Origin of the sequence: Corynebacterium sp. A21 (assembly GCF_052266655.1) — a bacterium.
GTDB lineage: Bacteria > Actinomycetota > Actinomycetes > Mycobacteriales > Mycobacteriaceae > Corynebacterium.
Genome location: NZ_JBQPQY010000002.1, coordinates 156689 through 179288, shown reverse-complemented (window position 1 = coordinate 179288; position 22600 = coordinate 156689). Strand labels below are relative to the sequence as shown.

The following is a 22600-nucleotide window of genomic DNA, read 5'->3' as shown; positions in this document are numbered from 1 at the left end:
GCGCGGCCCCATCAACGAATCGCGGCGACAGCAGGGCCACCGACAGACTGCTCGGTGGACTGCTGGACCGGCTGTTCCACTGACGCGGAGCTGACCCGGTCGTAGATGCCCAGGGCCGCTTCCTTGCTGAGGCTCTGGGCGTCCGCGTCGAGTACCACCTGTCCGGAATTCAGACCGATGATCCGGTCGGCGAATCCCAGCGCCACCTGCACCTGGTGGAGGCTGCAGATGACGGTGAGATCATCCTCCCGCGCGATCTGCGCGAGCAGGTCGATCACGCTGGCGGAGGAGACCGGGTCCAGGGAAGCCACCGGCTCATCGGCCAGCATGATCTTCGGCTCCTGGATCAGGGCGCGGGCGATGGCCACCCGCTGCTGCTGCCCACCGGAGAGGGTGTCCGCGCGCTGGAAGGCCTTATCGGCCAGTCCGACGCGGGCCAGATGCTCCATCGCTGCCTCCCGGACCTTCTTCGGGTACATGAACAGGCCGAGGCGGGGACCGTTGAGCGCGCCGAGCCGGCCGCTGCAGACATTTTCCAGCACGGAGGTCGGGCCGACCAGGTTGAAGTGCTGGAAGACCATCGCGACGTCGCGACGCAGGGCGCGCAGCTGGGACTCCTTGGCGGTATCCACCCGCACCCCCAGCGTCTCGACGGTTCCGCTGGTGGGCTTATGCAGCCCGTTGAGGTGGCGGAGCAGGGTGGACTTGCCGGAACCGGAGAGCCCGAGCAGCACGGTCACCTGCTTTGACCCAAAAGAGAGATTGACATCATTGAGTGCGTGGACATCCCCGTTGAACACCTTGGAGACATTCTTCAGCACAATGTGGGGAGGGGTGGTTTCGGACATCAGCGTGATCCTTTCGAACTGAGTCAGGACGCGTGGGCGGGGAAGAAATTAAGCCGCGCAGGCCTCAGCCTGGGTGACTTCGCAGACGCGTCGGACACCGTCGTAGCTGGAATCCTCCACGTCGATGTAGCCCCAACGGTCCTGGGGCAGGCTGCAGTCATCCTCGCTGGTGCAGTAACCGTTCTCGACGAGCGCTTCCTTGTTGATCATGGTGGTGAAGATCTCCTTGATCTGCGCGACCTTCTCCTCTCCGAGCTGGTTGTGCACCGCCACCGGAGCAGAGACGATGCCCTCGGACTCCCAGACGACCTCGAGGTCGCCCTCCTGGAGGGTGCCGTCCTCGATCAGGCTGCCCATCACGCCATCATGGGCGAAACCGGCATCACAGCTGTTGGAAGCCACGGAAATCGCGGAGGCATCATGCCCGCCCGCGTACACCGGCTCGACATCATTTTCCGGGTCGATGCCGGCTTCCAGAAGACCAGCGCTGGGGTAGAGGTAGCCGGAGGTGGAGGTCGGGTCGACGAAGCAGACCGTCTTGTCCTTGAAACCGGCGATATCAGTGATATCAGAGTCGGCGGGGACGATGCCGAAGGACTGGTAGCTCGCGCGGTCCGTGGCGGAGTCGGCGGAGGTGGCCACCGCAGTGACGTCGACTCCGGAATCGACAGCCGAAACATAGGAGAAGGGGCCGTAGGATCCGATATCGACCTGGCCGGCCGCCTGCGCCTCGATCAGCGCGGCGTAGCTGGTGACCTGCTGAAACTCAACATCGACACCGAGCTCCTTTTCGAGGACCTCAATGATCACGCTGAAGTCATCGGAGATTGCGGTGGAGTCCTCGCCGGGGGCAGCCGCGAAGACCAGGGTGTCTGAGCCTTCCGAGTCGCTGGAAGCTTCAGATGAGACGGCAGACTGGCCGCAGGCGGTCAGCGCGAAGAGTGCGCCGACAGACATGGCTGCCAGGGCAATGCGGTGGGCGTTCTTCTTGGGGGAGATGAACATGATCATCCTTAAAAATTTGGGCGGTACCTTCCTCCGGCATGACACCCGATGTGGGATGGGCCCAGCAGCGCTGAGAGGACTGGGGAGGTAGCGCAATGGCTTTCAATGGAACAACGACATCATTCACCGTGTAAACAAAACTGAAGCATCGGTAAGGGATCGTTCATGAAACGTTTCTATTAACATTTTAAAAGGTTGTCTGACATGAGATATCACCATTAACCTGATGTTAATTTTGCCCTTGAAGCTTCATGAACAGATGGCGAACGATTCTTCCTTATTGGCGAAAGAAGTCCCAGGTTATTGCCATTGAGCAGGCGCTATGTCAAGGTATGTTAGCGCACATTGAATGAGCTGAGTTTGGTTTTGAAGAAAATAATTCACATAGATTTGTGTCTGAAATCCCATTAATGAACCGGTATCATTTATATCTTGAGCTACCCGACTGAGATTAAAGGAATGAAAAACTTATGTACCTGCATAACCTGCGGAGCCTCGAGGGGATTCGCGTGAACGGCGGAGCCATTGCACCGGGGACGGTCTACCGCAGCGCTGGCCCACTCGCCAAAGACACAGATTTCCTCGGAGTCCATGAAGAGCTGGGAATCCGGTGGGTTCTCGATCTTCGGGAAGATGCTGAGCGAAGCAGTACCCAGGCCTGGCCTGCCACCCACTTCAACGTGTCCTCGGTCCCGGTCTTCGAGAACCAGCTGGCCAACACCTCCTGGTCCGAGCTCGATGATGTCTACCGCGTCATGGTGGAAAACCATGGACATCAACTGGGGAAGGCAGTGGACTTCCTCGCCGAGGCAAGCCAGCAGGACGGTGGGATCCTGGTGCACTGCACGGCCGGAAAAGACCGGACCGGGGTAGTGATCGCCCTGCTGCTTGCTCTCCTGGGCGCAGACAAGAAGGATATCGTCGCTGACTACCTGAAATCCTCCGAGATGCTGGGAGCTGGGTACCTCCGGGATCGGGGCCGGCTTCCGGAGGCCAATCGGCTCCCCGGTGCTGAAATCAACGTGATGATTGATGTCCGGCAGTCCTGTCTAGACCTGACTGAGATGCTGATCAACCAGCGCGGTGGGATCGCCAGCTACCTGGCAGACCATGGACTCGGTGACTCTTCGGCGGCCCTGCTCAGCCAACACCTGGTCCGATAGCCGCGAGGTATTGTTGGCGGCCTCTGTGCCTGGCGTGTTGGGTTGGGCTTTATCGGTAGGTAAAGGTCAGCCGGACAGCATCCAGCCGGAACCAGGTATCGCTCAGGAGGAGAGGTACCTCGGATTCTGAGTCAATCATCAGGCTCTCGACGTGGGAACCCAGGCTCGGCTTCTCCAGATTCATAACCCGCCAGGCCTCAGTGGGCATATCCTCCACGGTGACCACCGACTGTTTTCGCTTCGGATTAAAACCATAGGATCGGATTGATTCCGTCAGGGACTTGAACACCGGGAGGGCGGCATCGATTTCTTGGAGAGCGGGTGGAGCAGCAAAGTCTGAGTGTGGATGCTCTCCACCCCATTGATGCTGCCGATCCGGGTCAGTCGCAGCAGCGGGCTATTATCCGTCACATTAAAGCGCTGCGCCTGATGCTCGGGGAGGGGAACCCGATCCACGGATATCACCCGCATTTCGCTCAAGGCTCCGGTGGGCTGCACCACCTCATGGAGTGAGAGTAGTGCGGCATCTGAGGAGAGAAGATAGTCGAAGCGATCATTGACGAACGTTCCGATACCGCGAACGCGTTTGATCAGCAGCCGGGCCTCCAGGCTCTCCAGAGCAGTGCGTACCGCTGCCCGCTTCGCACCGAATCGGGACATCAGCTCATGTTCCGTGGGTAGCTGGGCTCCAGGCTGCAAGTGCCGGATCTCGGCGGTGAGGACCTCGGCGATCTCCTGGCCGGAATGCGCTGGGTTATCTGGCGTGCCCAGGGGTGGTAGATGCTCCACGGGAGGAACCCTTTCGAATCGGCAGCGATGGCGCGTCAGAACATGACGGTGCGCTGGATCTTCACCGACTGTCCGCTGACGTTCAGCGCTCAGCTTAGTTGTTGGGGCCGAAACTTCCGGGTCGAGGGGGTTGGAAACGCAGATCCCTGATCGCGCACCTGCCGGTGCGATATGGGGTCCCTATGGCACGGCCACCTACTGCCGATAAGAGGAGATCGCATCCTCAATCAGTCGGGCGGCGGCCTGTGCGGTGCGGTCGTCGATGTCGAAGCGGGGGTTGAGTTCCACGACGTCGATAAGCTTCAGCCGGCCGGTGCAGGCCAGCGCCTTGACGATGGCCCGGATGCGCGCCAGATCCACACCGACGGCGGCTGGGGCACTGACCCCGGGAGCGATGCAGGCGGGTAGCACGTCGAGGTCGATGCTCAGGTGGATGTGTTCGTGGCCTTCGACGGCGGCAAGTGCTGCCTCGGCGGCCTGGCGGGGAGTCATCTCGGCGAGCTCGTCATCGGTGGTCACACCGACGCCGAGTTTAGCCGCGACATCGAAAAGCGCGCGGGTGTTATTGGGCCGGGAGATGCCGAAGACGTTGTAGGAGAAGTGTTCTCCCTCCAATTCAGCGATCTGCTGGAAAGGGGTTCCCGAACTTGCCTGGCAGGACTTGCGCAGATTGAGATGGGCGTCGAGGTTGACGATGGTGGACAAGCCGACCGCGGCGCGCAGGCCACGGTGGGAACCGAAGGCGGTTTCGTGCCCGCCGCCGAGCGCCACCACGAGATGACCATCTTCGATGAGATCCAGGACTGTGTTGGAGAGCTCGCGTTGGCCATCCTCGAGGGCACCATCCTGGACGACGATGGTTCCGGCATCATAACGCGGGATATCGTCGTGGATGGCCAAGGAAGCGAGTGCGGTGCGGATGGCGGCAGGGCCATCAGCGGCACCGACGCGACCATGATTACGGCGGACGCCCTCGTCAGAGGCGAATCCGATGAGTGTGGCACCGGGAAAATCCTCGACGGGCGAGATGGCTGAGTTCCAACGTGCGTGTTCGGGGCCGGGGCCATCAATGCGGCCGACCCAGGCAGTGGGGGAAAATTCCCGGATGGTAACCGTCATACCCGTTGAGGCTATTTGAAAAGTTCGGAGGTAGCATCATCTCAAGGTGGGGGAGGCTCAAAATTTCTGAATACCCCTAACTTTTGCCCAGGAAACTTTATGGGTGAAAGGGGAGGATTTTTGCTGCTTGGCAGCATGATCGCCAGGCGCGATGAACACCTCCAAATGGGATGGAGAATGTATGAAAATTACGCCATTTTTGCAGGTAGGCCGCCTTTTGGGTGGCCGCTAGTGTGACGTTAATGTGGTGTGCCCTCTCCGCTATGGGCGGCTTGACGTCCGATAAGAATTGGTTCCAGGTGATGGTGAGGGGCATTTCTATTGGGGTGCCGGTGGGGGTGCCAATGTTTAGCCACTTCCAGCCTCGGGATCAGCCGTCGGTCGGGATCTGATCATCCTGCCGGGCCATATCCTCATGTAGGTACTGCGGCCAGCGGGACACCTCGGCGGGCGGTGGCTGAGGTCTACGCCCCGGGGCAGCCGGGGTGCACCGAGATGAGGTTGGAGCGCGTACTGTCGCCCTGAAGGATTCCTGTGGGTGTGCCAGCTCATAGTATTGGCGTACCCTGGAAACATGAGCGAACTGCTTCCCGCCTTCGTCCACGACTTCTTCGTCCAATACGCCGAGGCTCTGCTGGCCAGAGACGCTGCCGGCCTTGCGGAACTCTACGCGGTCCCGGCACTGATCCTCTTCCCGGGAAATTCAGTCCCGGTCAGCGAGCGAACACAAGCCGAGGAGTTCTTCGCCGCTTCCTGGGAGCAATACGAGGGCGTTGAATCCCTCACCAATGAGGTCCATGTGGTGGGGGAAGCTCCCTCATCACTGTGGGTCGACGTGGCCTGGAGCTATGACGGCCAGGTCCGGGAGCGGTTCTGCTACCAGCTGATCGAGGATGCAGGGGAGTGGCGAATTGCGGTGCTGACGCCGCTGGCAGTTTAGGACCTCGGCCCCGGCCTTGGCGAGTGCCCCGGCGAGCTAGTTGTCCACTGCGGGCGGGGCATCGATGAGCACTGCTCAGGCAGACTGTTCCACGGTGGCGCGGACCTCGGAGAAACGCAGCGGATCAAACATCGGGACCCCGCAGTCCGGACTGTCCCCCTCGACCAGGTCGGCGAGCATCTCGCCGACCACCGGCACGAACTTGAAGCCGTGCCCGGAGAAACCACAGGCCAGGATGAAGGCCTCCCGACCGGGGCGCGGATCGCGGCCGATGACGAAATGCTCGTCTGCGGTGGTGGTGTACATACAGACCTTGGCCTCGACGAACTCACCGGCACCCAGGTCCGGCAGGGTGCGGGAGAGTCGTTCGCGCATGGCGGTCTGCTCATCCTCGCTGACCTCCCGGTTGAGCCGGTCCGGATCCGCCGCCGATCCCCGACGGAAGAAGGCCACCTTCGTGCCGCCCCGGGGGCCGTCGATGGAGGGGAACCCGTAGATCTGTTCACCCGCGGCAGTCTCGTGGACGTACACCGGTCCGGTGCGGAAATCTTCCTGCCGGGTGGTGGGCCGGAACCAGTACATCACCTGGCGTTCCACCTTCATCGGAATGCGTAGCTCTGCCAGGATCCCCGGAGCCCAGGCGCCGGCGGTGACCACGACCCGGTTTCCGGTGAATATCCCGGTGCTGGTGTGGACCGCAATACCGCCTCCGGGTAGCTGCTCGGTGCGCAGCACCCTGGTGTTCTCCAGGACGGTGGCGCCGTGCTCGCGGGCCCGATCCACCTGGGCCTGCACCGTGGCTTCCGGAATGACGTAGCCGGCGTTGTCCTCGACGAGGGCCTCCTCGCCCGCAGCCGGGGTGAACTGCGGAAATTCAGCGGTCACCTCTGCGTCCTTGAGCACCCGGTGAGGGAGCCCGTGGATCCGGGAGGCCAGCAGCGATCCGGCGAAGGTGGGGGAGGCGGCAGGTCCCATGTAGAGGCCACCGGTGCGGAAGAACAGTCCGGCTCCGCCCCGTTCGCGCTGCCAGGTGTCCAGGTCATCCCAGAGTTCATAGGCGCGGCGCAGCAGCGGCACATAGTCGGGGTGTTCGAAATAGGACTGGCGGATCAGCCGGGAGCCGCCGTGGCTGGATCCCAGGGCATGGGCGATGGTGAACTGCTCAATACCGAGAACCTGGTGTCCGCGCCGGGCCAGGTGGTCGAGGGCGGCGGAGCCCATCGCACCGACCCCGATAATGATCGCGTCGTAGACCGTGCCGCTCAATTCTGCGGCCTCGGGGTGCTGTTTCATGGTGGTGGCTCCTGATCGGATTATCAGAGGGCGATGGGACCGAAGATTTCCGGCTGCCTGGTCTTATTGTGCCCGGTCGCAGCGGATGCGGAAAGGCCTCACCCCAGGTCGCCCGAACCCACCCAGCGAGGGGTCCGCTGATCAGGAAAAACGCCAAACCCCGCCCAGCGTGAGCTGGGCGGGGCGTCGATAAGCAGCGCGCCGATAAACGCGGGTTTTTAATCCTTCAGCGGATCAAGTTCCTCATAATTCACCGGGGCGATCGCCTTGGGGCGGCCGGTGGCGAAGTAGAGCACCGTCATCAACACCAGGAAGCCGACACCCACACCGAGGGCGAGGTGGTAGTTCGAGAACCACATCATGATGCCGAAGGTGAAGATGATGAAGGCGATCGCGAAGTACTGGCCATAAGGAAAGAGGGGGACCGGGAACTTCAGGCTCTTCACCTCGGCCGCATCCATATGGCGGCGTGAGGCGACCTGGGCGAGCAGGATCATCAGCCAGACGTAGACCGTGGCGAAGGTGGCCAGCGAGGCGACGATGACGAAGACCTCCTCCGGCAGCACGGCATTGAGGATGACGCCGGCAACCAGGACGATCAGCAGGATCGCGGTGGTCATCACCGGAACACCAGACTTGGTGACTTTACCCATGGCCTTCGGGGCCAGGTTCTCCTTGGCCAGGCCGGTGAGCACGCGTCCGGCACCGAAGAGATCCGCGTTGATGGCCGAGAGGGCGGCGGTGATCACCACGGCGTTGAGGAGCGCGGCGGCCCAGTTCACACCGAGGGTGTCGAAGATCTGGACGAAGGGGGATTCCTCGCCGGTGATGCTCGGCCAGGGGTTCAGCGCCAGGATGACCAGGATCGCACCGACATAGAAGAGGAGGATGCGTACCGGGACAGTGTTAACAGCCTTCGGGATCGCCTTGGCGGGATTTTCCGCCTCGGAGCCGGCGACGCCGATGATCTCGGTGCCGCCGAAGGCGAAGAGCACCAGGATGAAGGCGGCAATCATGCCCCCGACCCCGTTCGGGAAGAAGCCGCCGTGTTCCCAGAGGTTGGAGATACCGGATACCTCGGAGCTGGTGCCCAGACCAAAAGCGAGGATGGCGGCACCGCCGAGGATCATCGCCACCACCGCAGTGACCTTAATGATGGTGAAGATGAATTCCAGCTCACCGAACCAGCGCACACTGGCAAGGTTTGCGCCGCCGACGATCAGCAGGGTCGCTGCCACCCAGATCCACTGTGGGGAGTCCGGGAACCAGAACTTCATGTAGATGCCGATGGCGGTGAGGTCGGCCAGACAGACGATCAACATCTCGAAGGCGAACATCCAGCCGGTGATATAGCCGGCCCAACCACCCAGGTGGGCGCGGGTGTACACCGCGAAGGAACCGCGCACCGGGTGGTGCACGGACATCTCGCCGAGGGCCCGGAGCATGAAGTACACGACCGCGCCGCCGAGCAGATAAACCAACAATACGGAAGGGCCGGCTGCCTGGATCGCGCCGGCGGAACCGTAGAACAGGCCCGTGCCGATCGCTGAACCAAGGGCGATGAAGTGAATGTGGCGGGCTTTCAGTCCGCGGCGCTTGAATTCGGTGGGTGGTGCGGCGGCAGCTGTGCCCGTCGGGGAAACCACAGGTAGAACCTCTACTTTGCTCGTTAATTGAGTCCGTGTCGGCTGATGTTCCGTCGGGACTTCGAGGTGATGTGACGGCGTTTGACTTTACGCTGGGTTGGTTGGCAAAAAGAAACGGGTGGGCTAGATCATGTTGGTTAATTTGCTAAAGGAATAGCTTTATCGAGAAAGATGCACTAAAGTTTCTCAGCAATGAGCATTACCGATAACGCCGCCGGTGGCGTAGAAGAACCGGACAACATTATTTCGTCGGACTCTCAGGAAACTTCGCAGGATAGTGCAGTTGACGCTGCATCCGCACCCACCAACGTTGAGGAAGTTCTGGCTGTTGGCCAGGACGACGCAGCTGAGGTAGAGGCGGACCAGAATAACGGGGATGCGAACACTTCTGAGGCCACCGGCTCCGCGGATGCGGACAACGATTCCACCGGGTTCAACAGCCTCGGACTTCCTCCTGAGGTTCTAGCAGCCGTCAAGAAGATCGGCTACGAAACTCCTTCACCTATTCAGGCCCAGACCATTCCGGTCCTGATGGACGGCAAAGATGTCGTCGGTCTCGCGCAGACCGGTACCGGCAAGACGGCAGCATTCGCGCTGCCGATCCTCGCCCGTATCGATCCTTCTGTGCGCAGCCCGCAGGCTCTCGTGTTGGCACCTACCCGTGAGCTCGCGCTCCAGGTTGCTGACTCCTTCCAGTCCTTCGCCGATCACCTGGGCAAGATCCAGGTGCTGCCGATCTACGGTGGCCAGGCTTATGGCATTCAGCTCTCCGGCCTTCGCCGTGGTGCACAGATTGTCGTCGGTACCCCGGGTCGTGTCATCGACCACCTGGAAAAGGGCTCCCTGGACATCTCCGGTCTGCGCTTCCTCGTCCTGGACGAGGCAGATGAGATGCTCAACATGGGCTTCCAGGAGGACGTCGAGCGTATTCTCGCCGACACCCCCGAGGACAAGCAGGTCGCTCTCTTCTCTGCAACGATGCCCAATGGCATCCGCAAGATCTCGAAGCAGTACCTGAATGATCCCCGCGAGATCTCGGTCAAGTCCGAGACCCGCACGGCAACCAACATCAAGCAGAGCTACCTCAACGTTGCACACCGCAACAAGCTCGATGCGCTGACCCGGATCCTCGAGGTCACCAAGTTCGAAGCAATGATTCTGTTCGTGCGCACCAAGCACGAGACCGAAGAAGTTGCCGAGAAGCTCCGCGCCCGCGGATTCTCCGCTGCAGCCATCAACGGCGATATCGCCCAGGCTCAGCGTGAGCGCACCGTGGACCAGCTCAAGGACGGCCGCCTGGACATCCTGGTTGCCACCGACGTCGCTGCCCGTGGTCTTGACGTTGAGCGCATCTCTCACGTGCTCAACTTCGATATCCCGAATGACACCGAGTCCTACGTCCACCGCATTGGCCGTACCGGCCGTGCCGGTCGTAGCGGCGAGGCAATCCTCTTCGTCACCCCGCGTGAGCGCCGGATGCTGCGGTCCATCGAGCGTGCGACCAACGCAACGCTCATTGAGATGGAACTGCCTTCCGTTGATGACGTGAACGAGGGCCGTAAGGTCAAGTTCACCGACTCGATCACCAAGTCCCTCGAGGACAAGCAGATCGATGTCTTCCGCACCATGATCAAGGCCTACGCCGAGGAGCATGACGTCCCGCTGGAGGATGTTGCTGCTGCTCTGGCTACCCAGGCTCAGGCTGGTGAGGACTTCCTCCTCAAGGATCTGCCGCCGCAGAAGCGTGACCGCTTCGAACGCGACGATCGTCGTGGTGATGACCGCCGTGGCGGCCGTGACCGGGATCGTGGCGACCGCGGAGATCGTGGCGGGGACCGTGGTGGCTCTCGCTTCGAGCGCAGCGCCGACATGCAGGTTTACCGCATTGCCGTTGGTAAGCGTCAGCAGGTTCGTCCGGGTGCCATCGTCGGCGCCCTGGCTAACGAGGGTGGTCTGAACTCCAAGGACTTCGGCCGCATCACCATCGCCGTGGACCACACCTTGGTTGAGCTGCCCAAGGGCCTCGGCCAGGATGTCCTCGGACGTCTGGCTGACACCCGCATCTCGGGGCAGCTGATCAACATCGAGCCCGACAATGGTCAATCCCCTCGTTCCGACGACGGCGACCGTGGCGGTTACCGTGGTGGCCGTGGCGGCGACCGCGGTGGATACCGTGGCGGACGCGACAACGATCGTGGTGGCCGTGGCGGCTGGCGCGACTAATCTCCCCGGAGATCGTAGTCTGATCTCGTTCTGAGATCACAAGCCTTCAAAAGAGCCCGTTTCCTTCCCCCTTGCGGGGCAAGGAGACGGGCTCTCTTGTGCTTTTGGGGTGGGGGCGGGCGGTGCGCTGAGGACTTCTCAAGGCCATCCCGCACCGCCTGGTTCCAGGGCATCCTGCTTATTGCTCAGCTGATTCACTCCCGAACTTCGCCGTGACATAGCTGCGGATGATGGTGAGTTCCTTATTTCCCTACTGACTTTCTCTGTTATCGGATTCATGGCTCAGGCATCGTGGCGGAATTCCACAGGCTGCCGGCCATCATTGACCATAGAACAGTCAGGGCGGTGGAGTTGACTATCAGATGGTGATCCTGCACGTCCCAGCGGAGCACGTTCCAGCGAAGCACGTCCCAAACAACCTGATGCCGGGGCAGGAAGCAGGGCGGCCGCGCAGCCGCCCAGGATCTTCTCTGCAGGCGCAGTACCGCCACCACTCGAATCCAAACAGCACCCCGCGCATGGCAAAAGCCCCCGGTCAGAGGATTCGACCGAGGGCTTGGGCACGGAATATTCTAGAGGAACATCAGCACCAGGATGATCACCCAGAGCAGGGCGAAGATACCACCGAACATGGAGAGCTGGCCCTTGGCCTTCTTCCAGTCAGCGATCTCGAAGGTCTTGCCTGCTGCGTCCTCAGCGTCGAGCAGACCCAGCGCGCCCACCATTTTCTTCTGGCGCGGGATGATCAGGAAGAGCAGCAGGGCCCAGGCGATCACGGCCAGGGCGATGGAGGCGTGGAAGTTGCCCATCTTCCAATAAGCGGTGTTGGTGAACATCACGGCGACACCGAGGATCGGGATGAGCAGGGAGAGCATGCCATAGGTGTTGGTGACCTTGTGCAGCAGCTTGGCCATGCCGGCGGCCTTATCGGCGTCCTTGCCGGAGCCGCTGTGGGCTTCTACTGCGCGGACATGAAAGGAGGAGGTGGCGTAGGTGACCGGGCCGAGGAAGAGGACGGCGGTGAGCACGTGCAGGAAGATGAAAATGGTGGACATCATAGAGTGAATCGGGCCTTTCAGAGGACTGTTGGGTGATCATTGATTCAGTGGTCCAGCCTATTCAACCGCCTATGATTTCGCTAAGTCGGCACTGAATCTTCATCGCTCTGAGATCTTCCGCCGGAAGCGGCAGGGCGTAGATCGCGGCCACGTGGGCCAGTCGACGGGCGTACCAGCATCGCGCCTTCGAATCCTCCGGTAGCCAGGTGGCGGGGAGCAGATCGGATTTCTGCTGGTTGGCTTTCCGGGAGGTGAGCACCAGGTTGCGGGGGTCGTTGGCAAAACTCAGGCGTTCTTCAAAGCTCCAGGCGTGGGCCCCGAGATCCCAGGCGGCGCTCAGCGGCAGGATGTGGTCGATCTCCACGGGCTCAGCATCCGGGCTGATGTCTAACTCCTTCCCGGTGTAGGGATCTACCGTTTCGCCGCTGGCCGAGCAGTCCGGCCCCGGGGGCTGTGCGACTGCGGTGGCGATGATCAGGTCCCGGGTGGTGCAGAAGGCGTGGGGCACCGGGGCTGGCGCCCAGCCGGAGCCGAAGTGCTCGCGCTCATAGCCGAGGATGCGGACACGTTGGGGGACCGGCGGGACGGTGGCCAGGGAGTCGGCTAAGCGTGGCGGCGACCCGCCGGGCGGCTCGGGTCCATCGGAGAGATAGGGGAGCAGGGCGGCAATCAGGAGTGCTGCCGTGGCCAAAGTCAGCAGCCGGAGATATAGACGCTTGGGATCCATACCCTCTTGGACCCCGGGGGAGTCCGCGGTGGTTCCAGGTGGGTAGCGCTATTCCCCCTCGCCCGCGAACGTGCTGGGCGGTGAGGGGGTCAGGCTGGGGAGTCGCGGGCGGGTTAGCTGTGGTCGGTGACCTCGCCGGTGCTGATCTTCTCCTTCGCGGTGGAGATGTCCAGATCGGGGTTGGCCTTCGTGATCTTGGACAGTCGGGTGGCTTCGTCGAATTCCTCGAGGATCTCCGGCTTCGGCGGGCTGGTCAGCAATGAGACCACGACCAGGACGATAGTGGAGACGAGGAAGCCCGGGACGAGTTCGTAGATGATGTCACTGCCGCCGGTCATGCCCCAACCGGTGGAGACGATGGCACCGATGACCATGGAGGACAGGGCGCCGGCGACATTGAGGCGCTTCCAGTAGAGCGAGGCCAGCATCAGCGGGCCGAAGGCGGAGCCGAAACCGGCCCAGGCGAAGCCCACCAGGCCGAGAATGGAGTCACTGGGGTTGATGGCCAGCGCCGCGGCGAGGAGGGCGACGATGACGACCATGGCGCGGGAGAGATTGATGAGGAACTTTTCGCTGGGCAGATTCTTCTTGAAGATCTTGTAGAGATCCTCGATCAGCGAGGAGGAGACCACCAGCAGCTGGGAGGACATGGTGGACATGATGGCCGCCAGCACGGCGGTGAGCACCAGACCGGCGATCAGCGGGTGGAAGAGGAGGCGGGCCATGTCCAGGAAGATGGTTTCGAAGGCGGACTGGTCGACGATGGAGAAATCCGGGTTCTGGGAGAAGAAGACGGTACCGATCACGGCGGTGGCGGTAGCTCCGACAATGCAGAGGAACATCCAGCCGATGCCGATGAGACGGCCCTGCTTGGCATCTGCGGGAGTGCGCAGCGCCATGAAACGAACCACGACGTGGGGCTGGCCGAAGTAGCCCAGTCCCCAGGCGAGGTTACCGATGATCGCGGCGGCGGAGACCCCGGAGATCATGGACCAGTAGGTCGGGTTGCCGCCCTCGTGCGGACCGTAGGTGTTCTCGGTGGCCCAGGTGAAGATATCGCTCGGGTTGTCCAGGGTGATCAGGGCCATGACCGGCACGATGATCAGGGCGCCGAACATCATCAGGCCCTGCACCACATCGGTGTAGGAGACGGCCAGGAAGCCGCCGACGAAGGTGTAGCAGACGGTGACGGCGCCGACGACCAGCAGGCCGATCAGGTATTCGCCACCGAAGGTCGACTCGAAGTAACGGCCACCGGCGACCATGCCGGAGGAGACGTAGAAGGTGAAGAAGAAGATGATGATGATTGCGGAGACCGAACGCAGGGCGCGGGACTTGTCACGGAGCCGGTTCTCGAAGAAGGAGGGCAGGGTGATCGAGTTGTTGGCTACCTCGGTGTAGGAGCGCAGTTTCGGCGCCACCCAGGTCCAGTTGGCCCAGGCACCGATCAACAGGCCGATACCGATCCAGAGTTCGGACATGCCGGTGACGAACAACGCTCCGGGCAGGCCCATGAGCAGCCAGCCGGACATGTCTGAGGCGCCTGCTGAAAGTGCGGCGACAAAGGGGTGCAGGCCGCGGTCGGCGAGCACATAATCATCATATTTAGTTGTTTTGGTGTAGCTCCAAAAGCCGATCGCCAACATCACCAGCATGTAGGTGACGATGGCGATGATGAACCAGGTTGCTTGTGACACCGGGTCCTCCTCAGTGGTAGTTGATCCGGGGTTGCTGGACTCGTCTTAATGGGAAGGTTTTAAACGATATGTGTTCCTAATCACTCACTCCAAGCTACTGTGTTTAGCGCTTCAGTAGAAGAGGGCACTGTTCGACGTTAGGGCGAGTGTGGTCTGGGCCTCAAATGCTGGTGAGGTTCATTCTGACAGTATTTCCACAGGTTTCGGGGCGGTTTCCGTTGGTCACCTGCACTTATCACGGAACTGTAACGATCCTTCTTTCCATGCATGATCCGGCGGTCTGCATCCGGGCCCCGGGAAGCGGGCCGCGGTCGCGGCGTCGATAAGCGAAGAGAGTTCGAACAGGGGGTGCAGTGGCGTGCGCTTTGGCAGCGGGTTCGGGGTGGCTGGTAGAAAGGTCTTTATGACCTCTCACCTGCTGCATGGACTCTGGATACGGGGGTCCGGACTCCATTTGTGGATCGAACAGGTGAATGGGCACCGTATTGTGGTGCCCGGCAGCGTGCCCGCCGGCACTTTTCCCGCCGCTGCCGACCACCTGCTTTCCGATAAGAAATTCCGCCACCGGCTCCGCGCTAACCTGCGCACCCCCAAGGGGCGGGAGGTGGAACTGGTGATCCCGACCGCCGCCCACGCCCCCGAGCAGGCGGTACAGGTGCTCGCTCAGTTGGCCTTCCTGGACCAGCCCTCACCGGCAGCCACCCAGGCCCAGCGCCTGGCCATCGCCCCGGACCTCTACTGGCTGATCCGGCTGTACGGTGGGCTAACCCGCTTCGTCCGCGCCGGTCGGGTGACCTTCAAGCTCGCCTATGAGGACGATCAGTGGTGGCCGCAGTGGCAGCTGGCCTCCGGGTTGGGGGAGCGGGGCTGGGTCGCGGAGATGGCGGCCGCGGCACCGGGGATCCTCACCCGCAATAATTCGATTCTGGTGGAGGACCTGATGAAGGTCCTGCCGCACTGGATCGCCAATTCCATGCTCGCCGATCTCGCGGAGACCACGCGGCCCTATCCCTGGCATGAGTTCTCTGAGTCACTCATGCATTCCCAGCCGCTACGTCGCGGCGGGGCTAACCTGCTGGGTCGCCTGAACGAGTGGAAGGATTCCATCACCTCGGTGGACCTGCAACTGGTCTTCATCGTGGAGCAGCCGCCGGCGGATTCCGAGGCGGCGGATCCGGCGGACAGTACCTGGCCGATCCGGCTGCAGGTGCGTTCCGGCGTGGATTCCCCGGTGCCGATCCGGGTGTCCGATCTGGATCGCGGCAGCATCGAGAAGCTCCGTGAGCGTCACCGAAGGGCCCTGGAAGTCACGTATCTGCTCGACCCCGGCATCCGTCCGGCCCCCCGCGAAGCGGATTCCGGGGACTGGGATGTCGCGCTGAGCACCTCTGAAATCATTGAGTTCATCAGCCGGGATGTCCCCCTGCTCAAGAACGCGGGCTTCAACGTCATGCTGCCCAAGGCCTGGTCAAACTATGAGACCACGGCCCGGCTGGAGACCTCCGAGGCCACTGACCCAGCGGTGGGCTCCACCAAGGCACATATCGGTCTGGATCAGCTGGTGGAGTACAACTGGCGGCTTTCCGTCGGTGATGTGGATCTGACCGATGCGGAAATGACTGAGCTGGTCAACTCCAAATCCGGTCTGATCCGGCTCCGCGGTGAGTGGGTCATGGCGGACCCACAGGCACTGAGCCGCATCACCGGTTATATGGATCAGCTCTCCAAAACCTCGCAGAAGCGACGTCGCACCGAGTTGGACAAGCTCGCCATGCAGGTGGAATTGGCCAAAGCCGAGGATCGCCCCGGCTGGGGGCTGCTCATGGAGGAACTCGAGGTCAAACGGGAGGAGTTCAACAATGCCTTCAAGGGGCTTGGCGAGGTCACCATCGCCGAGCTGCGCCAACTGGCACTCGAGGCCGTGGCCGCTGAGCCGGTGGAATTTACCGGCTCCACCTGGTTCTCCTCCCTGCTCGGTGGCACGGATACCCCGGCACCGGAGCGTATTGATCTTCCGCCGACCGTGACCGCCGAGCTGCGTGATTATCAGCGCCGGGGGGTGGACTGGCTCTACTGGATGTCCCGCAACAACCTCGGCGCCGTCCTGGCCGATGACATGGGGCTGGGCAAGACCCTGCAGCTGCTGGCCCTGCTGGCCGTGGAAAATGCCGAGCGCGACACCGGCCCGACCCTGGTGGTGGTGCCCACCTCGGTGGTGGGCAACTGGGCCCGCGAGGCCGAGAAATTCGTCCCCTCACTCCGCGTCGCCGTCCACCACGGCACCACCCGACTCAAGGGGGAGGAGCTTATCGACGCCGCGCAGGAGCATGATCTGGTGATCACCAGCTATGGCGTGGTCACCCGGGATTTCGCCGAGCTCGGTGAGATCAGCTGGGAACGCGTGGTGCTGGACGAGGCCCAGCAGATCAAGAACTCCACCACCCGCTCCGCGAAGGCGGTGCGCTCCCTGCCCTCGCGGCACCGGGTCGCGCTGACCGGCACCCCGGTGGAGAACCGGCTCTCCGAGATGCGCTCCATCCTCGACTTCTGCAACCCCGGTGTGCTCGGCTCCGCCAGCTTCTTCCGCAATCACTTCGCCAAGGCGATCGAGCGCGATGAGGATGAGGAGATGACCAACCGGCTGCGCGCCCTGGTCGCCCCCTTCATCCTGCGACGCCTCAAGACCGACCCGACGATCATCGATGACCTGCCGGAGAAGACCGAGCAGATCCTCACCGTGAACATGACCTCCGAGCAGGCCGCCCTTTACAAGGCCCTGGTCACCAGTGTGCAGCAGCAGCTGGAGGAGCGCGAGGGCATCGCCCGGCGCGGTCTGGTGTTGGCGACGATCACCCGTATCAAGCAGATCTGCAATCACCCGGCCCACTACCTCGGCGATGGTTCTGCGGTGACCACCCGCGGCCGGCACCGCTCCGGCAAGGTCGAGGAATTGATCCGGTTGCTCGACGGCGCCATCGAATCCGGCCAGAAGATGCTGATCTTCACCCAGTACCGTGCCTTCGGTGACCTGCTGGCGCCCTACCTCAGTGAGCGACTGGGGGAGAACATCCCCTTCCTGCATGGCGGGGTGACCAAGACCGGGCGCGATACCATGGTCGAGCGCTTCCAATCAGATAATGGCCCCACCGCGATGATCCTCTCCCTGAAGGCGGGCGGCACCGGTCTGAACCTGACGGCGGCCTCCATCGTCGTGCACATGGACCGCTGGTGGAACCCGGCGGTGGAGAACCAGGCCACCGACCGGGCCTTCCGCATCGGTCAGCAGAAGAATGTCCAGGTGTTCAAGATGATCACCGCCGGCACCATGGAGGAATCCATCCAGGACATCCTCGACGGCAAGATGCACCTGGCTGGTGCCGTCATCGGCCAGGGCGAGGGCTGGATCACCGAGCTCAATCCGGAGGAATTGACAGAACTGATGAGCTACCGAGGCAGGGAGGCCTCCCGATGAGCGAACACCCCAAGATGGACAATGTCATCTACGCCAACTTCGGCCGCAAGACCCAGGTTGATGAAGTCACCCCCGCGGCGGTGAGCACCCTGGGCATGTCCCGGGCTGCCACCTGGCTGCTCAATGCCGTGAACTCGAAGTCCGATTCCGGGCGCATCAGCCGCGGCAAGAGCTACGCCCGCAACGGCAATGTTCTGGGCCTGGAGGTCCAGTCCGGCCGGATCCACGCCAATGTCGCCGGTTCCCAGAATGAACCCTTCCATGTCACTCTCCAGTTGCCCTACCGCAGCACCGATGACATCGCCGAGATCGCCGCCGGTCTGGCAGATACCACCAATGGGCTCAAGAAGGCCCAGAACGGTGAGGTGGACCGCGAGTTGCTGGAGATTCTGCTCACCGGACCGGGCGAGGATATCCGCTGCTACTGCGACTGCCCTGATTCTGCGGTGGCCTGCAAGCATGCCGTGGCGGTGGCGGATATCGCCGCCACCAAGATGGATGCCGATCCCATGATGGTCTTTCGGCTCCGCAGCCTGGATCTGGTGCAGCTGGAGAAGGCGGTGGCTGAGGCCGCCGCACTCATCGGTGAGGAATCCGCCTACTCCTCTGATGAACGCTTTTGGAATGGCCGGGAGCTGCCGGATCTGCCCGATCCGAAGACGGCCTCCGCCCTGGCTGATTCCGATCTGGATGCCCTGCACCGGGCGATGCGGCTGGTGTCCTACACTGCGGTGGACCAGTTGCGCGCGGTCTCTGATATTGAGGATATGTACGATCATCTGACCAGGTAGCATCGTGTTTTTGTGGCTGTCCGGGCGCCGTGTCCGGCGCCGCTGATAGAACTTAAGGACATGAATCCCGTGAATGTGAAGGCCCTGAAGTTCCTGCACACCTCTGACCTGCAGATCGGCATGACCCGCTCCTTCCTGGACGCTGATGCCCAAGCCAGGTTCAATGACGCCCGGATCAGGGCGATCAACCGCATCGGTGAGGTCGCGCTTGTCCATGATTGTGAGTTCATTGTGGTGGCCGGCGATGTCTTTGAGGCGAATTCGCTGAGCGCCCAGACCACCTCGCGGGCGGTGGAGGCGCTCAAGCAGCTGCCCGTGCCGGTCTACCTGTTGCCCGGCAACCACGATCCACTGGTCGCGGACTCGATCTTCTACCGGACCAGCGGGATCGAAGGGGTGCATCTGCTGGGCGATGCCACCCCGGTGGAGGTTTCCCCTGGTGTGCAGGTGCTCGGCGCCCCGCTGAAGAGCCGTTATGCCACCACTGACCTGGTCCGCCAGGCCCTGGAACCGCTGGACCCTTTTGAGGGGGTGCGTATTGCGGTGGGCCATGGACAGGCGTTCTCCCGCGCCACCGAGGCCAAGCCGGATCTGATTGACCTGGCCTTCGTGGAGCAGAAGCTGAGCGAGGGGGTCATTGATTATCTGGCGTTGGGGGATACCCACTCCGCCCAACCGGTGGGCAGCAGTGGAAAGGTCTGGTTCTCCGGTGCGCCGGAAACCACCGACTTCCATGATCTGACCCCGGGTGTGGAGGGCGGTGAACTCAACTCCGGCAAGGTGTTGGTGGTGTCGGTGGCGGCCGGGGAAGTGGCGGTCTCGGAAGTCGAGGTGGGGCAGTGGACCTTCCACGCCCTTGATGCGGATCTGACCTCCACCTCGGATGTGCAGGAGTTTCTCGGACGACTTGAGGCGTATCCGGAGAAATCCACCACCGTGATCAAATACGCCCTGCGCGGCACCCTGGGGCTGGTGGATCACCGACTGCTGGCGGCGGGAGTGGACCGCCTGCGCCCCGCTTTCGCCGCGCTCTATGAACGCACCCGCCTCATGGACCTGCACCTGGAACCCGGCGAGGATGAGCTCGCTGACCTCGGCATTTCCGGCTACGCGGCGGCGGCACTGACGGAACTGGTGGAGAGACGCGAGGAACCGGAAGCCCGCGACGCCCTGAACCTGCTCTTCCGGCTGAGCCAGGGGGCCTGAAGACCATGCGCATCCACGAGATCATCATCGACAATTTCAAGGCCATCGGACACCTGGAACTCCGGGAGCTCCCGGATACCGGGGTCATCGTCATCGCCGGTGACAATGAGCAGGGCAAATCCACCATCATGGAGGCCATTGACACCGTCCTCAACATCAAGCACCGCTCCAGCGCCCAAGTGGTCAAGGCTATTCAACCGGTGGGTCGGGATGTGCCCTCCACGGTGTCCCTGAAACTCACCGTGGGGGAGGTGAGCCTGCGCATCACCAAGCAGTACAACCGCAAGAAGTCCGCCACCCTCGATATCCTGGCCCCGCGCACCGAGAATCTCACGGGTGATCAGGCCGAGGACCGGCTGGCTGAGATTCTGGCGCAGCACACCGATGAGCAGCTGCTGGCCACGCTGTTCATGCGCCAGGGCACTGTCGACGCCGCGATTGAGGCCGTGGGTATTCCCACCCTCGCCCAGGCCCTGGATGGCCAACGCGAGAACTCCGGCGCCGAGGACACCGCCCTGAACTCCGCCGTTGAGCGCGAATATCTGCGCTACCACACCCCGAAGGGCAAGGAATCCGGGGAGCTGAGCAAGGCACGGGCCGAAGCCGAGGCCGCCGACACTGAGCTTGAGGGTGCCCGACTCGAGGTCGAGGCACTGTCCGGCCATGTCGACGCGGTGGCCCGGCTGACCGCCGAGAGCGAGCGCGCCGAGGCCGCCCGCCCGGGAGCCCGGGAGGATCTGGCGGCCAAGGAAGCTGCCAAGCTCGAGGCCGAGGACGCCCAGGATCAGGTGGCCGCACTGACCGAGGACCTGGCCCGGGCCACCGCCGAGGTGGCACGGGCACAGGCCGAACAGCAACGCCGGGAGGTGCTGCGCCGGGAGGTGGCGGAACTTCGTGCCGATGTCCAGGCCAAGGAGCAGGGCCGTGAGGACGCAAGCGGGAAAGCCAATCAGGAAGCTGAGACCCTGGAGACCCTGAACGCGGACCTGACCGTGGCACGGGAGGCCGAAGCGGCAGCTGCCGCGGAGTTGAAGGCAGCGAAGCTGGATCTTCAGCTGCTCACCCAGGAGCAGCGCAGAGATGCGCTGAGCGAGCTGCTGGCCAGCATCGATGAGATCGATGATCAGCTGGCCGAGGTGGGGGATAGTACCCCCATCACCGCTGCCCAGGTAGCGGCGGTGGAGGAGGCCAGCACGGATCTTGCCGTGCAGCAGAAGGTACGGGACTCCCTGGCCGCGAAGCTGACCCTGCGGGCTACCACGCCCACCGAGGTGGAGATCGATGGCGCAGCCGTACCGGTGGCAACCACCGCGCAGATCATTGAGTTGAGCACCACCACCACCCTGAAGATCGGCGAGCTCATCGCCGAGTTCACCCCGGGGGAGAGCACCGGCACCGATACCGTGGCGGAAGCCACCCATCGGCTCGATGCCTTGTTGCAGGAACTGGATTGCCCTGATGTGGCCGAGGTACGCCGCCGCAGCGAGCAATCGCGCCGGGTAGCTGAGACCACCGCCGGCCTGGAACGGGAACGGACCCACCTGCTGAAGAAGCAGGATCCGGCACAGCTGCGCCGTGAAGTGGACACCCTGAACCTTCAGCTCGCCGAGGCAGCGATCCCCACCGGTGAACTCGAGTCAGCGGCGGCTGCGGTGGACGCCGCGGAGCAGGCACTGTCCGAGGCCACCGAGTCCGTGAAGCTGCTGGAATCCCGGCTGGAGCCCTGGCGGGAAAAGAAGCACTTCCATGCCCTGAACCTGCTGCTCGCCCAGCTGGAGGCCGCCGAATTAGCGGTGGAGCGCAAGGCTGCCGAACTCGAGAGCACCGAAGCCGAACAATCTGAATCCGAGCTGCGCACTGCGGTGACGCAGGCCGAGGAGCAACGCCAGCAGGTGGCGGCACGTCTGAGCCAGGCGGAGCAGGAACTGGCACTCGCGGACCCGGAGCTTGCCACCCAGTTCTTTGAAGGTGCGCAGGCCAAGCTGGCCGGCCTGGAGGAGAGCCTCCATCGCGCCGGGCACGAACTCGCCCGCCTGACCGGTTATATCGAGCAGTCCACCGGTGCCGATGAACGGCTGGATCGGGCGGAGTCCGCAGCGACGGCGGCGGAGCACAAGCTGGCCTCGGTGGAACGCCGTGCCACCGCGGCGGCCGTGCTCAAGGAAGTGCTGGAACGACATCAGGCGCAGGCCCGAAGCCGCTACGCCCAGCCCTTCGCGGAGCAGCTGACCAGCCTGGCCCGCACGGTTTTCGGTCCGGAGGTGACCTTTACCCTGGATGAGAAACTGCAGGTGGCCGCTCGGAGCATCGGCGAGCGGGCGGTACCGCTGGAGGCACTGTCCGGTGGTGCCAAGGAACAGTTGGCGATCCTGACCCGCTTCGCCATTGCCCGGCTGGTGGCGGAACAGGAGGAGAGTGTGCCGGTCTTCGTCGATGATGCGCTCGGTTCCACCGACCCCGGCAGACTCGACCGGATGGCGGCACTGTTCAGCCAGGCCGGTCGCACCTCCCAGGTGTTCGTGCTGACCTGCGTGCCGCAGCGCTATGAGTCGGTCACCGGAAAGCATGAGTACCGGATCGAGGATCTCAAGACCCAGCTCTCGTTGGTCCAGGAGTAGTCACT

General features: G+C 62.8%; 17 protein-coding genes. 7 read left to right on the top strand and 10 right to left on the bottom strand.

Going from position 1 to position 22600, the window contains the following annotated elements:
* Positions 1 to 11 precede the first annotated feature (11 nt).
* Both phnC and ACTU46_RS04940 read right to left on the bottom strand, forming a co-directional pair.
* Positions 12 to 848, bottom strand: a complete 837-nt coding sequence (phnC, locus tag ACTU46_RS04945) for a phosphonate ABC transporter ATP-binding protein (protein ID WP_443379895.1) — start codon at positions 846 to 848, stop codon at positions 12 to 14.
* Positions 849 to 896: 48 nt separating this feature from the next.
* The gene (locus tag ACTU46_RS04940) at positions 897 to 1853 is read right to left on the bottom strand and encodes a phosphate/phosphite/phosphonate ABC transporter substrate-binding protein (RefSeq protein WP_443379892.1); all 957 of its coding nucleotides are present in this window, start codon (positions 1851 to 1853) and stop codon (positions 897 to 899) included.
* Positions 1854 to 2323: 470 nt separating this feature from the next.
* Here ACTU46_RS04940 and ACTU46_RS04935 point away from each other — a divergent pair, with 470 nt between their 5' ends.
* On the top strand, positions 2324 to 3016 hold the full coding sequence (locus ACTU46_RS04935; RefSeq protein WP_443379889.1) for a tyrosine-protein phosphatase: 693 nt from the start codon (positions 2324 to 2326) through the stop codon (positions 3014 to 3016).
* Positions 3017 to 3065: 49 nt separating this feature from the next.
* Here ACTU46_RS04935 and ACTU46_RS04930 read toward each other — a convergent pair whose 3' ends face one another.
* From ACTU46_RS04930 to hutG, 3 genes are all read right to left on the bottom strand, one after another.
* Positions 3066 to 3224, bottom strand: a complete 159-nt coding sequence (locus ACTU46_RS04930; protein ID WP_443379886.1) for a hypothetical protein — start codon at positions 3222 to 3224, stop codon at positions 3066 to 3068.
* A gap of 65 nt (positions 3225 to 3289) precedes the next feature.
* Complete coding sequence (locus ACTU46_RS04925) at positions 3290 to 3805, bottom strand: GntR family transcriptional regulator (RefSeq protein ID WP_443379883.1); 516 nt, start codon at positions 3803 to 3805, stop codon at positions 3290 to 3292.
* Between the two features lie 195 nt (positions 3806 to 4000).
* Positions 4001 to 4924 (bottom strand): formimidoylglutamase, encoded by a 924-nt coding sequence (gene hutG, locus ACTU46_RS04920; RefSeq protein ID WP_443379880.1) that lies wholly within the window; start codon positions 4922 to 4924, stop codon positions 4001 to 4003.
* A 574-nt stretch (positions 4925 to 5498) separates the two neighbouring features.
* On the opposite strand from hutG, the gene ACTU46_RS04915 reads away from it, so the two are divergent.
* Complete coding sequence (locus ACTU46_RS04915; protein ID WP_443379878.1) at positions 5499 to 5864, top strand: DUF4440 domain-containing protein; 366 nt, start codon at positions 5499 to 5501, stop codon at positions 5862 to 5864.
* Between the two features lie 75 nt (positions 5865 to 5939).
* Here the strand turns inward: ACTU46_RS04915 and solA are convergent, their stop codons facing one another.
* Positions 5940 to 7157: an N-methyl-L-tryptophan oxidase gene (solA, locus tag ACTU46_RS04910; RefSeq protein WP_443379875.1), complete on the bottom strand. Its 1218-nt coding sequence runs from the start codon at positions 7155 to 7157 to the stop codon at positions 5940 to 5942.
* Between the two features lie 218 nt (positions 7158 to 7375).
* Positions 7376 to 8803, bottom strand: coding sequence for an amino acid permease (locus tag ACTU46_RS04905; protein ID WP_443379872.1), 1428 nt, complete (start codon positions 8801 to 8803; stop codon positions 7376 to 7378).
* Positions 8804 to 8995: 192 nt separating this feature from the next.
* Here ACTU46_RS04905 and ACTU46_RS04900 point away from each other — a divergent pair, with 192 nt between their 5' ends.
* A complete protein-coding gene (locus ACTU46_RS04900; protein WP_443379869.1) occupies positions 8996 to 11026 on the top strand; it encodes a DEAD/DEAH box helicase in 2031 nt (676 codons plus the stop codon).
* Between the two features lie 572 nt (positions 11027 to 11598).
* Here the strand turns inward: ACTU46_RS04900 and ACTU46_RS04895 are convergent.
* The 3 genes from ACTU46_RS04895 to putP form a co-directional block, all read right to left on the bottom strand.
* Positions 11599 to 12081 (bottom strand): DUF2269 domain-containing protein, encoded by a 483-nt coding sequence (locus ACTU46_RS04895; protein WP_443380400.1) that lies wholly within the window; start codon positions 12079 to 12081, stop codon positions 11599 to 11601.
* Between the two features lie 64 nt (positions 12082 to 12145).
* Positions 12146 to 12811: an HNH endonuclease family protein gene (locus tag ACTU46_RS04890; RefSeq protein ID WP_443379866.1), complete on the bottom strand. Its 666-nt coding sequence runs from the start codon at positions 12809 to 12811 to the stop codon at positions 12146 to 12148.
* A 113-nt stretch (positions 12812 to 12924) separates the two neighbouring features.
* Positions 12925 to 14508 (bottom strand): sodium/proline symporter PutP, encoded by a 1584-nt coding sequence (gene putP / locus ACTU46_RS04885; RefSeq protein ID WP_443379863.1) that lies wholly within the window; start codon positions 14506 to 14508, stop codon positions 12925 to 12927.
* A 403-nt stretch (positions 14509 to 14911) separates the two neighbouring features.
* Here putP and ACTU46_RS04880 point away from each other — a divergent pair, with 403 nt between their 5' ends.
* Genes ACTU46_RS04880 through ACTU46_RS04865 form a run of 4 tightly spaced genes read left to right on the top strand, consistent with a single transcriptional unit; the run spans position 14912 to position 22595 of the window.
* A complete protein-coding gene (locus ACTU46_RS04880) occupies positions 14912 to 17980 on the top strand; it encodes a DEAD/DEAH box helicase (protein ID WP_443379860.1) in 3069 nt (1022 codons plus the stop codon).
* Entirely contained in the window at positions 17977 to 18771 is a 795-nt protein-coding gene (locus ACTU46_RS04875) for an SWIM zinc finger family protein (RefSeq protein WP_443379857.1), read from the top strand. Before ACTU46_RS04880 ends, ACTU46_RS04875 begins: the two co-directional genes overlap by 4 nt.
* 60 nt (positions 18772 to 18831) lie before the next feature.
* Positions 18832 to 19977, top strand: a complete 1146-nt coding sequence (locus ACTU46_RS04870; RefSeq protein ID WP_443379854.1) for a metallophosphoesterase family protein — start codon at positions 18832 to 18834, stop codon at positions 19975 to 19977.
* Between the two features lie 5 nt (positions 19978 to 19982).
* Complete coding sequence (locus tag ACTU46_RS04865) at positions 19983 to 22595, top strand: AAA family ATPase (RefSeq protein ID WP_443379851.1); 2613 nt, start codon at positions 19983 to 19985, stop codon at positions 22593 to 22595.
* Positions 22596 to 22600 lie beyond the last annotated feature (5 nt).